This is a genomic window from Bacillus sp. XT-4, from assembly GCF_050864245.1.
GTDB lineage: Bacteria > Bacillota > Bacilli > Bacillales > Bacillaceae > Bacillus > Bacillus altitudinis.
The window spans coordinates 718,473-733,556 of record NZ_JBPAFI010000002.1 but is presented as its reverse complement, the minus strand read 5'-3'; the positions used below and the strand labels follow the sequence as shown (position 1 = coordinate 733,556).

Annotated in this window: 17 protein-coding genes; 13 read left to right on the top strand and 4 right to left on the bottom strand. The window is 41.3% G+C overall.

What is annotated here, in order from left to right; translation table 11 throughout:
* The first annotated feature begins 74 nt into the window (after window positions 1–74).
* Window positions 75–1,181, top strand: coding sequence for an alanine racemase (locus ACRRMM_RS09015; protein WP_098681009.1), 1,107 nt, complete (start codon window positions 75–77; stop codon window positions 1,179–1,181).
* A gap of 301 nt (window positions 1,182–1,482) precedes the next feature.
* On the top strand, window positions 1,483–1,965 hold the full coding sequence (locus ACRRMM_RS09010; protein ID WP_428828856.1) for a hypothetical protein: 483 nt from the start codon (window positions 1,483–1,485) through the stop codon (window positions 1,963–1,965).
* A 30-nt stretch (window positions 1,966–1,995) separates the two neighbouring features.
* Here the strand turns inward: ACRRMM_RS09010 and ACRRMM_RS09005 are convergent, their stop codons facing one another.
* The gene (locus tag ACRRMM_RS09005; protein WP_428828857.1) at window positions 1,996–3,435 is read right to left on the bottom strand and encodes a PLP-dependent aminotransferase family protein; all 1,440 of its coding nucleotides are present in this window, start codon (window positions 3,433–3,435) and stop codon (window positions 1,996–1,998) included.
* Window positions 3,436–3,578: 143 nt separating this feature from the next.
* On the opposite strand from ACRRMM_RS09005, the gene ACRRMM_RS09000 reads away from it, so the two are divergent.
* The 7 genes from ACRRMM_RS09000 (at window position 3,579) to ACRRMM_RS08970 (ending at window position 9,952) form a co-directional block, all read left to right on the top strand.
* A complete protein-coding gene (locus ACRRMM_RS09000) occupies window positions 3,579–4,748 on the top strand; it encodes an MFS transporter (protein WP_428828858.1) in 1,170 nt (389 codons plus the stop codon).
* Between the two features lie 62 nt (window positions 4,749–4,810).
* Complete coding sequence (locus ACRRMM_RS08995) at window positions 4,811–5,089, top strand: barstar family protein (protein WP_048001722.1); 279 nt, start codon at window positions 4,811–4,813, stop codon at window positions 5,087–5,089.
* Window positions 5,090–5,247: 158 nt separating this feature from the next.
* Window positions 5,248–6,198: an ABC transporter permease gene (locus ACRRMM_RS08990; RefSeq protein ID WP_017360230.1), complete on the top strand. Its 951-nt coding sequence runs from the start codon at window positions 5,248–5,250 to the stop codon at window positions 6,196–6,198.
* Window positions 6,191–7,141, top strand: coding sequence for an iron chelate uptake ABC transporter family permease subunit (locus ACRRMM_RS08985; RefSeq protein WP_057079733.1), 951 nt, complete (start codon window positions 6,191–6,193; stop codon window positions 7,139–7,141). Before ACRRMM_RS08990 ends, ACRRMM_RS08985 begins: the two co-directional genes overlap by 8 nt.
* Window positions 7,132–7,890 carry an ABC transporter ATP-binding protein gene (locus ACRRMM_RS08980; RefSeq protein ID WP_428828859.1) on the top strand — a complete coding sequence of 253 codons (759 nt, stop codon included), beginning with the start codon at window positions 7,132–7,134 and terminating at the stop codon, window positions 7,888–7,890. Before ACRRMM_RS08985 ends, ACRRMM_RS08980 begins: the two co-directional genes overlap by 10 nt.
* Before the next feature lie 22 nt (window positions 7,891–7,912).
* Complete coding sequence (locus ACRRMM_RS08975; protein WP_331832635.1) at window positions 7,913–8,857, top strand: siderophore ABC transporter substrate-binding protein; 945 nt, start codon at window positions 7,913–7,915, stop codon at window positions 8,855–8,857.
* 138 nt (window positions 8,858–8,995) lie between these two features.
* The gene (locus ACRRMM_RS08970; RefSeq protein ID WP_007499147.1) at window positions 8,996–9,952 is read left to right on the top strand and encodes an LCP family protein; all 957 of its coding nucleotides are present in this window, start codon (window positions 8,996–8,998) and stop codon (window positions 9,950–9,952) included.
* A gap of 234 nt (window positions 9,953–10,186) precedes the next feature.
* Here the strand turns inward: ACRRMM_RS08970 and ACRRMM_RS08965 are convergent, their stop codons facing one another.
* Together ACRRMM_RS08965 and ACRRMM_RS08960 are read right to left on the bottom strand one after the other, a co-directional pair.
* Window positions 10,187–10,621 carry a hypothetical protein gene (locus ACRRMM_RS08965; RefSeq protein ID WP_035700181.1) on the bottom strand — a complete coding sequence of 145 codons (435 nt, stop codon included), beginning with the start codon at window positions 10,619–10,621 and terminating at the stop codon, window positions 10,187–10,189.
* An 85-nt stretch (window positions 10,622–10,706) separates the two neighbouring features.
* Window positions 10,707–11,069, bottom strand: coding sequence for a hypothetical protein (locus ACRRMM_RS08960; protein WP_008348633.1), 363 nt, complete (start codon window positions 11,067–11,069; stop codon window positions 10,707–10,709).
* A 159-nt stretch (window positions 11,070–11,228) separates the two neighbouring features.
* Between ACRRMM_RS08960 and ACRRMM_RS08955 the strand changes: the two genes are divergently transcribed.
* Together ACRRMM_RS08955 and lepB are read left to right on the top strand one after the other, a co-directional pair.
* On the top strand, window positions 11,229–11,846 hold the full coding sequence (locus ACRRMM_RS08955) for a TVP38/TMEM64 family protein (RefSeq protein ID WP_081298145.1): 618 nt from the start codon (window positions 11,229–11,231) through the stop codon (window positions 11,844–11,846).
* Window positions 11,846–12,358, top strand: coding sequence for a signal peptidase I (gene lepB / locus ACRRMM_RS08950; protein ID WP_007499139.1), 513 nt, complete (start codon window positions 11,846–11,848; stop codon window positions 12,356–12,358). The genes ACRRMM_RS08955 and lepB overlap by 1 nt, the downstream gene beginning before the upstream one ends.
* Window positions 12,359–12,393: 35 nt before the next feature.
* Here lepB and ACRRMM_RS08945 read toward each other — a convergent pair whose 3' ends face one another.
* Complete coding sequence (locus ACRRMM_RS08945) at window positions 12,394–13,536, bottom strand: AbrB family transcriptional regulator (protein WP_007499137.1); 1,143 nt, start codon at window positions 13,534–13,536, stop codon at window positions 12,394–12,396.
* Window positions 13,537–13,812: 276 nt separating this feature from the next.
* Between ACRRMM_RS08945 and ACRRMM_RS08940 the strand changes: the two genes are divergently transcribed.
* Entirely contained in the window at window positions 13,813–14,235 is a 423-nt protein-coding gene (locus ACRRMM_RS08940) for a BlaI/MecI/CopY family transcriptional regulator (protein WP_007499135.1), read from the top strand.
* Window positions 14,228–15,067 (top strand): M56 family metallopeptidase, encoded by an 840-nt coding sequence (locus tag ACRRMM_RS08935; RefSeq protein ID WP_281201349.1) that lies wholly within the window; start codon window positions 14,228–14,230, stop codon window positions 15,065–15,067. Before ACRRMM_RS08940 ends, ACRRMM_RS08935 begins: the two co-directional genes overlap by 8 nt.
* Window positions 15,068–15,084 lie beyond the last annotated feature (17 nt).

Here is a 15,084-nt window from a genome sequence, read left to right as displayed (position 1 = left end):
TTGATTATCGTATAAAAAAATATATAATTTATCTATATCATATAATTTTTTATATAACGAAAGGGGTCATGGGGATGATGTATGAAGAACTGGATACGCCGGCACTACTCATTGATAAAAGGGTGATGATGGAGAATGTAGTGGCGATGCAGCAATACGCAGACCGTCAGCATGTCAAATTGCGCCCTCATACGAAAACTCATAAAACGCCTGCACTTGCCAAGCTGCAGGAAGAGAAAGGTGCATCTGGCATTACGGTGGCGAAAGTAGGAGAGGCTGAAGTAATGGCAGCCCATGGGCTCAAGGATATTTTTATCGCCAATCAAATTGTAGGTGAGATTAAACTCAAGCGGATTCGTAAACTGGCAGAGTTGATACAGATTTCATTCGGTATAGATTGTGTTGAGCATGTGAAGCAGATTGAGCAAGTCTTTTGTGAATCAGAGAAAAAAGCGGAGGTTTTAATTGAGATAGAGGTTGGAGAGGGAAGGTCTGGTGTCATTGAAGAACATGATTTCTGCCACATATTAGAGGCGATTCAAACAAGTGATGCCGTTCATTTAAAGGGGATTTTTTCTCATGATGGTCATACGTATCAAGCGGAAAGTAAAGCACATTGCCAGACATTATACAATGAGGCTGTAAATCGAACGCTCCGTTTTGCGCAGATTGCAGAAGAAGCTGGTATGCCGCTAGAGGTCGTCAGTATTGGATCAACACCGCCATCTTTATTTCAATTTGATATTCCAAAAGGAGTCACAGAAATACGGCCAGGCACATACATCTTGATGGATGCTTCTCAGTCCAATGTAATCGGCACATATTCACATTGTGCAGCATCTGTGCTGACAACGGTCATTAGTAAACCGACAGAGCGCCGGGTGATTACAGATGTAGGGGCCAAGGGGCTGACGGCACAAACACGTACAAAAGGGCTGACCAAAACAGAGGGCTTAGGCAAAGTGAAAGAATATGATGATGTATTTGTTTCAAGCGTATTTGACGAGCATGCCATTATCTATCATGAAGGCTTTCGTCAAAGTGTACAGATCGGTGAGAAGGTGCAAATTATTCCGAATCACATCTGTCCTGCTGTGAATCTTCATGAAAAAGCATACCTCATTCAAGATGGCGAAGTGGTAGAAGAGCTGGAGATTGCTTGTAAAGGAAAGCTGCAATAAATGGGTAGGATCATAAAAGGCGCCGAAAGGGGTCTTTTTTATTGGAGAAAAAATGGCGAAGATGAATTAGATTGAAACCAAATGTGCCTTTCTCGTCGTCTATTGACTGTATCATCATGAAATGGCAGGGAAATGTGAACCATTAGAAGGATTTTCATTCATTTCCGCATAAATCACAGAAGTGATACATGCGGTCTGTTACAATAAAAATAAGTCATTTCTTGCAAGGTGTTCGTATGAGGTAAAAGTTGATCATATTTGACCGATATGAACAAATGGGAAAGAGAAATGGGGGCCGTGTATGAAAAAACGATGGCATTTGATGCTGCTATTTACCGTGACAGTGACACTACTCACAGCCTGCAATCAAGCAGGTCAGCCGCCTTCAAAACAAAACACAAAAGAAGCTGCGTATGAACAATGGGTTCAGCGTTATATGGATGAGTTAAATGAAGCATATGAACACATGACCGATCAATTTATTTCAGATGGACACGGAAAAATTCAAGTGAATGAAAAATTGACAAAAGCGACGAAAGCATTCGACCGTGTCATTCAAAAAGGGCTTACTCATCAAGAAGTGCCAGCTGTGTATCAAAAGGCAGACAAACAATTAAAGACAGGTCTTGCTTCATTTGAAAAAGGAATGAGCAAGGTAGAGCAGCTGTTGAAGCGTCCTGATCAAGAAAAGCTGTTTATGTCAGCCACTCAATATTTTCAAGATGGATTGCAAGAGACAGTCTCTTTCATTGAAGAAGTAGGAAACGTTCAGCAATCACAATGAAAAGCCTGGAAGAGAGACTTCCAGGCTTTTTTAGATGTGCAGTGTTTGCTTTAATCGGCGTACACCTTCTTGAATCATGGCTTCATCCGTACAGGCAAAGCCAAGCAGCAACCCTTTCCTTTTGCTTTCATAACAATAGGGGCTTAATGGATAAATGCCGACACCTGCCGCTTTTGCGGCCTCAATCGTACCTTGTTCATCAAAGTCTGATGTTCCTTCCAAAAAGACGTGAAGGCCTGTATCGGTTCCATATAAACGGAAGTGTTTGTCAAAGTGATGTGTCAAAAGAGCATCCATCATCGCTGCCTGCCGTTTTTTATACACCTGTCTCATCCGCCTGACATATCGCGTAAACTCTCCTTCTCTGAAAAAAGAGGCAAGAGTGATTTGCTCCATGATCGGCAGCTGTCTTTGAATAAGTGATTGCAGTGCAGCGATTTCTTTGATGACTGCTTTGGAGCCGATGATGGCAGCAAGGCGGATGCCTGGTGCAAGTACCTTGGAAAAACTGACAATATAGATCACATGATCGGGTGCTTCTGAAAATAAAGAAGGAAGCGGTCCGCCATGATAACGATAATCCCCATCAAAATCATCTTCTAATATGTAAGATTGATGCCGCACAGCAAACTGCAGCAGCTCCCGTCTTCTATTGACGCTCATACAGACACCGGTTGGCCGCTGATGAGAGGGCGTTACAGCGATCAGCTTTGTACGTTCTGGCAATGTATTCACCATCATTCCTCCTTCATCGACTGGTGCGGGGTAAATATTCATTTCGCGATGTAGAAAGGACAACCTAGCTCCAGGAAAACCAGGATCTTCAACAGCGACTGTATCTCCTTTTTTGAGCATGACTTGTGAAATTAAGTCAATGGCTTGCTGTGTGCCCCCTGTTAACACCATTTGGTCTTCTTCTATATCAATGCCGCGTTCAACCGATAAGTATTGGCGAATTTCTGAACGCACTTCCCATAATCCATGCGGAGAAGAATAGCCCCAATCTTTCATATTTAAGCGCTGTAGTGCTTTTAGAAGCGAGCGTTTCCATATGTTTTGAAAATGGTCGTCGATGGCTGGTTCTTGATGGCGGAAATCAATCTCAAGTGTTTCATGAAATTGATTGGCCGAGAGCCAGTGATCCATTTGTTTTTCAGCCTCGTCAAAGTGAGGTCTTGTCGGAAGTGCAAAAGGTGGTTCGTTTTGATGTGGGGGAGAAGCAGCATAGTGATCACTTGAAATGACCTTTGTTCCGCCTCTTCTAGAGGTGCTGACATAGCCTCTTGCCAGCAGTTCATCATAGGCAAGCTGTACGGTGGATCGAGATACGTTGAGCTCTTGTGCCAATACTCTTGTCGGAGTCAACTGATCATCAGGATTCAGGGTGTTTGTATGAATTTTTTGAATGATGCCATTGACGATTTGCTGCCAGAGCGGGGTAGGGCTGGAACGGTCTAAATGAATGTACACAGTGCACCTTCTTTCCTTTGTCATGTCATCATTGATGATGACATGGAATTATGGACTGGTCAATAGCTTCATTTTTGGATGTGGGAAGAAATCCAAATGATGTGTACACTGGTTCATATCATTTACACAGAGGAGAGAGTCCCATGATTCCTGCATCAAAAGAAGAAACAGCACAGCTATCTATGATTCCGTTTGTGTTCGTTTTATTTAGCCTTTTTATGATTACAACAGCAGTGAACCTGCAAGTCCCTCTTTATACGGAATATGCAGAGCAGGCAGGATACGGAAAGGCGTCAACAGCCCTTGTGTTTGCTGCGTATGTTTTCGGACTGATTCCAGTATTACTGTTACTTGGCGGCATGTCTGACCGGGCTGGACGAAAACCGATTTTATTGATCGCTCTTTGCTTTTCATTATGTGCCACCCTGCTCATGATCGTGCAGCCGACCATACAAATGCTCTTTGTCGCCCGGCTGCTGCAAGGAGTGGGGCTTGGGTTAAGTGTTGGCACATGTACTGGCTACTTGATTGCTTTATATCCAGAGAAATCGGGCTGGATCCCAACGTTTATCGCATTATGCAGTTCAATTGGATTTGGAGGAGGTGCTCTTTTTACAGCGATTCTTTCTTTTGAGCGAGTGTCACTGACGCCTCTTAGCTATTGGATTGTGTTGGTCTTGATCATGTTGACGATTGTTGCTGTATTCTTTTTGGTGCCGCCTGTACAAGGGGATGCAAGTAAACCGCTCATGAACATGCCGAGGTTTCCAAAAGGAACAATGCCAGCGAACATAGCCATTGCTATCGCATGGTCTGTGTGCGGTCTTGTCATTTCGATTTTGCCAGCACAGCTTAAATTAAATGGCTATGAATTGTGGGTAGGCCCGGCGCTGTTTTTTATTAATATGGCAGGTGTTCTGATGCAGCCCTTTGTCCGAAAGATGAATAGCAGTGCAGCGCTTCGTATCGGTTTTATTTGTCTTCCGTGCGGATATGGCCTGCTGTTATTCGGTGCTAATAGCGGGTCTATATTCCTTGTCCTTGCTGGAACTCTTTTAGCGGGTACAGCTTGCTATGGATTTACTTACTTAGGCGGTCTCCAGCTGATTGTTGAGAAAGGGAAGAAGGAAGCGGCTAGAGCCGTTGCTGGGTATTACTTGTTTGCGTATCTAGGTCTTGGGATACCAAGTGTGTTCGTGGGTCTCTTTGCTGATATGTACGGTACTCAGACAGTGTTAACGCTCTTTTTCATGCTCGTGTTGGCTGCCTGTCTGATCTTGCTTAGTTTAAGTTTCAGAGAGAGGCAAAAGTGAAATGGATTCTTTCTCTTTCCTCTCCAATTCGTTTAAAATAAAGACAGAAGAGGGGGAGGGAAATGAAAAAAGTACAGCTAAATGGTGCGATGTGCAGATCACAAGAGGAGCTTCATGATCAACTAAAAACAGTGTTACAACTTCCTGATCATTACGGGAAAAATCTTGATGCCCTTTGGGACTGTTTAACAGGAGAAGTGAGCTTGCCTATAGAGCTGACATGGATTCATTATCAAGCAAGCAAAGACGAGCTTGGTGATTATGCAGAGAATTTGCGGCAGTTATTTCAAGAGGCTGAAGAGGAACTGCAAGGGCAGTTTCAATTGAATATTGAAGCGTAAAAAAGCAGCTGATCCTAAAAGCTGTTTTTTTATGCGGTTTTCACCCTTTCTCATTCTACTATTGAATATTTCACTAAATATGATAATATATGAACTGCCGTTAATTGATAATGATAATCATTTGTGGCAGAGAGCTTGATAGAAAGTGTGAACCCTGTATGAAGTTGTACCAATTAAGTTTGTTGTTTGTGTGTTTGGCATGTGCGTCGCTGTTTGTCGGAGTACAGGACCTGTCTCTTTTACAGTTGTTTCATCTATCAGATGAACAAATGAACACCTTATTTTCAAGTCGCATCCCGCGGCTGATGAGTATTGTGCTTGCTGGCATGAGCCTGAGCTTATGCGGTTTTATCATGCAAAGCATGACTAGAAATAAATTTGTCTCTCCAACGACTGCAGGAACAATGGATTGGGCCAAGCTGGGTATTTTAACCGCTATGCTTGTTTTTACACAAGCAAGCCCGCTGATGAAAATGGCGATTGCGTTTTTATTTACGTTAGCTGGCAATCTATTATTCTTAAAAATTTTACGCCATATTAAGGTGAACGATACGATCTACGTACCGTTAGTCGGCTTAATGTTTGGCGGAATTATTAGTTCAATTTCCACGTTTATAGCCTATAAATATGATTTGATCCAAAACGTATCCGCATGGCTGCAAGGGGATTTTTCTCTTATTGTTCAGGGGCGTTATGAACTGCTCTATGTGAGTGTTCCTCTATTGATCATCGCGTATTTATATGCTGACCGCTTTACAGTGGCTGGTATGGGTGAGAGCTTTGCCGTCAATTTAGGTTTAACGTATAAACGTGTCATGGCAGTTGGTTTGGTGATTGTTTCGATGATTACTTCTGTAACGATTTTGACTGTTGGCATGCTACCTTTCCTCGGCTTAATCATTCCGAATATTGTATCGATCTACCGAGGGGATCACTTGAAAAAGAGCCTGCCGCATACGGCTTTATTAGGGGCCATTTTTGTGCTCATATGTGATGTACTCGGACGGGTGATCATTTATCCATATGAAATATCTGTCGGGCTTATGGTCGGCATTATTGGAAGTGCGATCTTCCTGTACATGTTATTAAGGAGGAAGCGCTATGCATAAGAAACGAACATTATTTCTCATTGCAGCCATTGCAGCCGTATTCATTGTCATCTTCGTCACCTTTCAAATGGGGTACTGGGAGTACACAGTGCCGAGCCGTTTAAAAAAGGTGCTTGCCATGACTTTGACAGGAGGCGCGATTGCCTTTTCCTCTGTTGTATTTCAAACATTGACCAACAACCGAATCTTAACGCCAAGCATTTTAGGGTTAGACGCGCTTTACTTGTTTTTGCAAACGGCGATTATTTATCTTTTTGGATCGACCAATTTGATGATCGCGAATAAGAACCTGAATTTCTTTCTCTGCGTTGGATTAATGATTCTGTTTTCTGTGCTGCTCTATACGGTCATGTTCAAGCGCAAAAACAAGCATATTTTCTTACTCCTGCTTGTCGGGATTGTGTTTGGAACATTGTTCAAAAGTCTTTCTTCCTTTATGGAAATGCTCATTGACCCGAATGAATACCAAGTCGTACAGGACAAGTCCTTTGCCAGCTTTAATCACATGAACACAGATATTTTACTCTTCGCTTCTCTTTTATTTGCGGCACTTTGTCTTTATATATGGACCTTCCGCGCGAAATTAGATGTCATGTCGTTAGGAAAGGAACAGGCTGTGAATCTCGGGATTGACTATGACAGGATCACAAAAAAGATGCTGATCGTCATTGCTGTCCTTGTTTCTATTGCGACGGCGCTCGTCGGCCCGATTACGTTTCTTGGCTTACTCGTCGTAAATGTGGCAAGAGAGCTGTTTCGTACATATCGGCACACGTACTTGCTATTAGGCTCGTTTTTCATTAGTGTCATTGCGCTTGTTGGCGGGGAATTTCTTGTGGAAAAGGTTTTTACGTTTCAAACACCGCTTAGTGTGCTGATTGATTTAGTCGGCGGACTGTATTTTATTTATCTACTTTTAAAGGAGAGTCGTTCATGGTCGTGATGAAGGGAGTCAGTAAGACATATAACGGAAAAACAGTGCTTCACGAAACAACTGTCAGTGTAAAAAAAGGACAGCTGACCTCTCTCATTGGTCCAAATGGCGCAGGCAAAAGTACGCTTTTGTCCATCATGAGCCGCCTGATTCAACCTGATACTGGGGAAGCTTGTTTAGAGGACAAACCTTATCGTGCCTACTCTCCTCAGGAGCTTGCGAAAAAAATGAGCATCTTGAAGCAGTCGAACCACATGAGTGTGCGTCTGACCGTTCGTGAGCTTGTCAGCTTTGGCCGCTTTCCTTACTCTCAAGGCCGCTTGACAAAAGAAGATGAGAACATGATTGATGTGTCGCTTCAATACATGAGACTCGTCGAAATCCAGCATCAATATTTAGATGAACTAAGCGGCGGACAAAGGCAGAGAGCCTTTATTGCCATGGTGCTGGCTCAGGATACGGATTATATTTTCTTAGATGAGCCTTTAAACAATTTAGATATGAACCATTCAGTTGAAATGATGAAGCTGTTTCAGCAGCTCGTGAAAGATCTTGGAAAAACGATTGTTGTTGTTCTCCATGATATTAACTTTGCATCTGTCTATTCAGATCACATCGTCGCCTTAAAAGAGGGTCAGGTGGTCAAAGAAGGAAGCGTTGATGAAGTGATTCAAACAGAAGTACTTGAACACATTTATGACATGCGCATACCGATCGAAGTCATTCGTGGTGAGCGTATTTGCTTATATTTTTCTTGAAAAAATGAAGAGGTGATCAATCATGAAAAAATGGATTTGGATGATAACAGTATTAACAGCGATTGCTGTCCTTGCTGCCTGTGGTAACCAAGGAAAAACAGCGGGAACGAATGAGGAAACCGTAACAGTAAAGGATATGTTGAATAAAGACGGTGTGAAGATCAAGAAAAACCCGAAAAAAGTCGTCGTTTTTGATATGGGAAGTCTCGATACACTTGATAAGCTTGGTGTCAACGTGACAGCTTTACCAAAACAAGTGATTCCTCACTATTTATCTAAATATGAAAGTGACAAATATGAGAATGTCGGCGGGTTAAAAGAGCCAAACTTTGAGAAAATTGCAGAGATGAAGCCTGACTTGATCATTATTCAGCACCGTCAAGCAGATGCATTTGATGAATTTTCTAAATTTGCTCCGACGATTTATATGGATGTAGATAACGCAAACTATATGGAATCATTTAAAAAGAATGCTGAAACATTAGGAAAGATTTTTGATAAGGAAGACCAAGTCAAAAAAGAACTTTCTGCTATTGATCAAAAAGTAGATGCATTAAAGAAACAAGCCAAAAAGTTAAAGAAAAATGGTCTCGTCATTATGGCGAACGACAGCAAAATGACGGCATTTGGTCCTAAGTCAAGATATGGTCTGATTCATGATGTATTTGGGATTACACCAGCAGATCAAAAGCTAGAGCCATCTGATAAACACGGACAAAGCATTTCGTATGAGTATATGGTCAAAACGAACCCAGATTACTTATTTGTCGTGGATCGCGGTGCGGCGATTGGAGAAGAAACGTCTGCGAAACAGCTTGTTGAAAATGATTATGTGAAATCAGTCAAAGCGGTTAAAAACAATCATGTGGTGTATTTAAACTCTGACATGTGGTATTTAGCGGGCGGCGGCCTTGAATCATTGAATGCGATGATTGATGAAGTGAAAAAAGGAATTGAACAAAAGTAATGGATGAAAAGTTGCTCCTATCGAGCAGCTTTTTATTGTGGATACATAAAAATATGTTGCATGCAGGAAACTTTCATCAAAATATGTTATAGTGGAACCTACATTGTGAGACTAAGATAGAGTGAGGGTTCGGAAAGGATGAAGGAGAAAACAAGATCAAAAAGAAGGCTAAGACCTTGGGTGAAAGTCGTGCTGTTTATCATGGCATTTGTCATGATCATGGCAGTATCTGTCACAGGATATGCATACTATAAAATTTCAAAAGCGTCGAATAAAGCGCAAGTATCTTTAGAAAGAGGAGAGACCTCGCAAAAGCGTGTGAAAGCTTTTGATCCAGGAAAGGATAGCTTTTCGGTGCTGCTCTTAGGGATTGACAGCCGTCCAGGTGAAACGGTAGACGAAGCAAGAAGTGATGCGGTCTTACTGGCGACGGTGAATCGAACAGACAAAACGATCAAGCTCCTAAGTATTCCTCGTGATTCTTATGTTGATATACCGGGGAGAGGATATGATAAAATTGCTCACGCCCATGCGTTTGGGAGTGCAGATTTATCAGTCAAAACGGTAGAGAATTTGTTAAACATCCCGGTAGACTATGTGATTGCAGGAAACTTTAAGGCGTTTCAAGACATTGTCGATGAGCTAAATGGAATTGACGTAACGATTGAAGATGAAGGCATTGCAAAACAAATGGAAAAGGATTCAAAAGGAAAAGTTCATGTGGAAACAGGCACGCATACGCTCAGTGGTGAAGAAGCATTAGCGTTTGTGAGAACGAGAAAGGCAGATAGTGATCTCATGCGCGGAAAGCGCCAAATGGAAGCACTTCAAGCCATCTTTGAAAAATCCAAATCCATTTCGTCCATACCGTCTTATGACAACATCATTGATACACTTGGAGATAACGTCTCCACCAATTTATCCATGAAACAGTTGATCGGTCTATTCCCTTTACTGAGTTCATTAAAATCAGTGGATACCATCCAGTTAAAAGGGCACGATTACCAGCCTGGGAATGTGTATTACTTTGAGTTAGATGGACCAGGATTAGAAGAAGTGAGACAAGAGCTGAGAAAACAGCTCGAATTGTCATAATGGAGAAAGAGCCTGCCGCTGTGGCAGGCTTCAGCGTGTAGACAAACCCTCGCATTCTTTGTCAGTCCTGCGTGCTGGTGCTCACGAATGTGAAATTCGCTCCGCGCCAGTACTCGTCCTTTCTAGACTGCAAAGGTTTTCTATCACGCTGAAAAGAAGACAAAGGGCTAAAATAAAGTTCATTTTAGCCCTTTGTCAACAATCTGGAGCCTGCCGCTGTGGCAGGCTTTTTTTTTAATAATAGAGGGTTGCAGGCATCGTTGGGTACCACACACCATTTAAAGCAAGCGCCCAGCCATACACCTTTTGACCTGATTCAATCTTGTCCTTTACCGAAGTGAGCGCTTCGTATGAAAAGACTTGATAAGACTGTCCGGTTTTTTTAGCGACAATGACCGATAGAATATTGTCATTGAATACACTTGGCTCTTCGTCCGTACTCGTCCAAGCAATTCGATTATAGTAATTCATGTTGAAAGGATTTTCGAGTGCTTTCACTTCAAACTTTACTCGTTTTCCAACGATAGAAACCGTTGTATAGGCTACACTTGTTATTTGTGTAGATGCTGCTGGGGCTTGTTTTCCTGTTTGCAGTGGTTCTAATGCTGACACTGTGCTTGGCACAAGTAATCCTGCTGCTAAGGTAAGTGCTGTTATTTTTTTGAACATGAGTTGGAACCTCCTAATTTTTGGTATAATAATCAATTCGCCAAAAAGTGAAGAGTTCCTTCTATAAATGTAAAATATAACCATATTATTTTCCTGAATGGAGGAAATAATGGGTGAGCATTTCCTCTACACGATGACGTATACGGGGATTAAAATATTTATGCTTTTCTTCATAGCCATTGATCAGAAATAAATATGTCGTAAATCCTTCATCGTGTTCAATTTGCTGTACGTTCATTTTTTCTTTACGTAACTGTTGTTTCAGTTGATAAAGGGCTTTTTGTGCTTCTTTTAATGAAGAGGTGACTAGCTGAATATATGGTTCATTTAGTTTGAATGTTTGATGTTTTTTAAGGTGCGTCAAATCACGATTGAGGATGGAGATGACCATTGGAAGAAAGATGGCCTGTTCCATCATCTGAAGTTGTACGCTTGATAATCTCGTCATGTCCATGCCTGCTTTCTTTATGTGTAGAACATTTGTTCTTATTTATTATATCGGATGAGTTAAAAAATCTCAAGGGGGGGCTGAGAGGGATTCATTTGTATATTTTTATGTTTTCCATGTAAAATGAAAGATAGACAAACCTTGAAGGAGTCAAACAAGTTGCCATTATTTCTTTCTATATTTACTCATGAAAATATCACATCATTTTTTGAAAGCTACAAGGCTTTTGGACCCATTGTGGCTATATTACTCCCTTTAATAGAAGCATTTCTACCGTTTTTACCTCTCGTGGCATTTGCGGTGGCCAATGCAAATGCTTTTGGGCTATGGGAAGGCTTTTTATTGACCTGGATTGGTGCAAGTGCAGGGTCTATCCTTGTCTTTTTACTGATCAGAAAATTTGGACAGATGAGGATGTTGAACTTTATTAGCAGACACCCTTCTATTCAAAAGCTAATGCTTTGGGTTGAAAAGCGGGGATTTGGTCCGTTGTTTATTTTACTCTGCTTTCCTTTTACACCGTCTGCTGCCGTTAATGTCGTAGCAGGTCTATCAAGAATCAGCGTCTGGCAGTTCTCATTAGCTGCTTTATCAGGGAAGTGTGTCATGCTCTTTATTATTAGTTTTATCGGCTATGACATTTCAGCTTTAGTAAAGAATCCGTTAAGAAGTATTTTTGCGGTTCTAGTCATTGCTTTATTATGGTATGTTGGAAAGAGAGTAGAAAATAGGTTGAATATTCGGATGAGTCAGCGTGAGGACAAAGGAGGCTCTTAATGAAAAAGAAGCCATTGCTATGGTTCATGATTATTACATGCATCGTCTTGTTGTTCCAAGTAAAGAATTTCATGTTTGTCACGTACAAAGTAGAAGGGGTTAGTATGGACCCGACATTTACAGATGGAACAGAATTATTAATTAACAAGTTCTCGCCAAAACTCACGAAAATTAGCCGGTTTGACTATGTATTATTTCATGGCCCTAAAAATCAAATCTTGATCAAACGGGTCATTGGGCTTCCAGGAGAAACAATCAAATATGAAGATGATCAACTGTTTGTTGATGGTGTAAAATGGAAAGAGCCGTATTTAAAAGAACAGAAAAAACATAAAATGGGCAACGTCCTAACAGGTGATTTTCAGCTGAAAGCCATCACCGGTCGTCAGAACATACAAAACAATCATTACTTCGTGATCGGAGATAATCGAATACATAGCTTTGACAGCCGGCATTTTGGAACGATCTCAAAGGATCAAGTAGTCGGTGTAAAAAGGAATCATGATGAATAAAAAAGAGCCGTTCTGCATAAGTAGAGCGGCTTTTTCTATTTAGCGGCTTTATAATCAGTCTGTCTTTTTGCCCAGACATGATGTAAGAAACGAAAAAACGGTGGCAGCATGGCGATGACCAAAATAATTCTGACGACTTGTACAGCCACAACAAATGTGGAATCCTCATGAAGTGTAACAGCTGTTGTGGCCATTTCTGCAATACCGCCAGGCGAAAAAGCAAGAATGGCCGTAATGACAGAAATACCTGTTATTTCTGCGATGGCAATTGAACTGAGAACGGTCGCAGCAATCAATCCGGCTGAGCTGACGACGGCCACAATCAAGGTATTTTTTAGTCCGACAAACATTTGTTTATTCATTTTTGACCCGATGGTTGCCCCTAGAAATACTTGTGACGCAATGTTCGCTTGGGCTGGCCAGTAAGGAATCAAATCATGACCTGTCAAGGCGCCTGCCCCTACTTGGAGAGCCGCCACACCTAACATACTGCCGATCAGCCAAGGGGCGGGAAAGTGAAGACGCACGGCTAGGCGTGACATCAGCCATGCCCCTAAAATGAGTGCAGCAGTCCAAGAAATGTTTGATATTGTGAAAACGCCTGATGAGAAGGCGCTGCCTTGGGCGACTACCACATCTGATTGGCTTTTTGTATTTAAATAAAATACCGTAAATGGAATGGTCAGTACGACCATTAACACACGTATCGTTTGTACGAGACTCACTACAGCTGTATTTGCTCCAACCTCTTGGGCGATGCCCGGCATAGCGGAAAGACCGCCGGGGGCAGTGCCGACAAAGCTGGTCAGCATATCTGTTTTACTCAGCTTCCATAAGACAAACCCGGAGAGCATGGCTAATAAAATAGAAAAGACGAGCATGAAACTCACGGGAAGCCAATTTTCAGCGAAAATGTGAAGGACTTTCATGTTCATTTTTTGTCCTAGTTCGATTCCGAGAATGAATTGACCAAGGAGTAGCCATCTACTGTGAATACGTAAGGTATTCTTTCCTTTACGCTGAAACAGGGCGGGACGGCGCAGGGCAATAAATGCAGCTGTCATTAATGTGCCAATCATCCAGCCGATAGACATCCCTGTTAGAGACAAAAGGAATCCACCTAAACCGCTTACCGCAATCAAAATGAGATCGGTTCGAAGGCTGTTTCCTTGCTTCATCACATATAAACCTTCTTCCTGTATATTTGTTCAGTAAGTGAAATGTTGTTATCTTCACTATAATACAAAAGTCTCTATAAATAAAATACGAATTTTTTTAGTATTTTCATAAGATTATCTTATGGTTAACTCTGTTAGAAAAAAGATTGTTTTTGATATAAATGACATATAATTTTTGCCAAAAACAAATACAATATACAACGATTTTCCCCTATTTTTGTTATCAGTTGACTATCATTTTCAATTACACTACACTACATAGTGTGAGGTGATGACATGAAAATTCCTTCTTTTAAATATAACGAAAAGGGATTGAACCGCTTTTTCGGTCCTTTAGAAGGAAGGATTATGGAGATCCTTTATCAAGGTGAGGATATGCCGATTAAAGAGGTACAGCAGAAACTGTCAGATGAGAAGCCAATTAATTTCAACACGGTCATGACGGTACTCAATCGATTAACCGAAAAAGGAATTGTGGAAAAGAAAACAAAAGGGCGTTCATCTATCTATAACCCTGTTTTAACAAAAGAAGAATTTCTAAATGAGCAAACGAAATGGATTACTCAAGGACTGATGGATGATTTCGGCCCCCTTGCAGTCAATCATATGGTGGACGCAATTGAAAGTGCTGATCCTGAATTACTGAAGGTACTCGAAGCAAGGCTTGCATCCAAAAAAGAGGAGAAACGACATGATTAAAATGAAGTCGAGTCTGCTGTTTTTAGGCGGTATATTGATTGGCTTAGTGATCTTTTACCAGATGGGCTATTATGTACTCTCAAGCTTTTTTGGCTGGAATCAAGCATATAACCTGATCCATGTATGTCAATCTGTTCTCGAATTTTATGGATTCACTCCTTTAAAGTATTTTCTGGATGCGTTCGTCTTGTATACGCTTGGTTTTGCCGTTTTCTATATGACAAAGCAGATCAGAAAGTATCTTCATTTCAAAAGAAATATGATGATGGCAGTCGATCAACATTCAACGCAAAGTCTATCAGACAAGTATAGAAATGAGATCATTGTGTTTCATTGCCATGAACCGCTTGCTTTCGCAATGGGGATGCTTCGGCCAAAAGTGTATCTCTCAACAGCGCTTATAGACATGCTGGATGAAGGAGAAATCGATGCGGTTGTCTATCACGAATTACATCACAAATACAGCTACGACCCTTTAAAGACTTTCACTTTCTCTATGCTCACAAAAGTGATTTGGTACATTCCTGTGTTAAAGCATATGAGACAAAGTTACTCCGTTTTTCGTGAGGTCATTGCAGATGACTATGCCATTCAGCAGACAGGGACTGAGCTTGGAGTAGGGCAAGCCCTTTTGAAACTCATTAAAAATAGAACCCAGTTTCAAAAACAAACGAAATTTGCCGTGTCCTTTGGAGACCGAGCATTAAATTTAAGAATCCAAAAAATCTTAAACCCAACATACAACATACCTTTCAATGTACCACTTATCCCAATTGTGACATCAACCATCCTCATGGTGGTCTTAATGATTATGCTCAACTTAAATTACTAATTTTTTTTTACGAATGA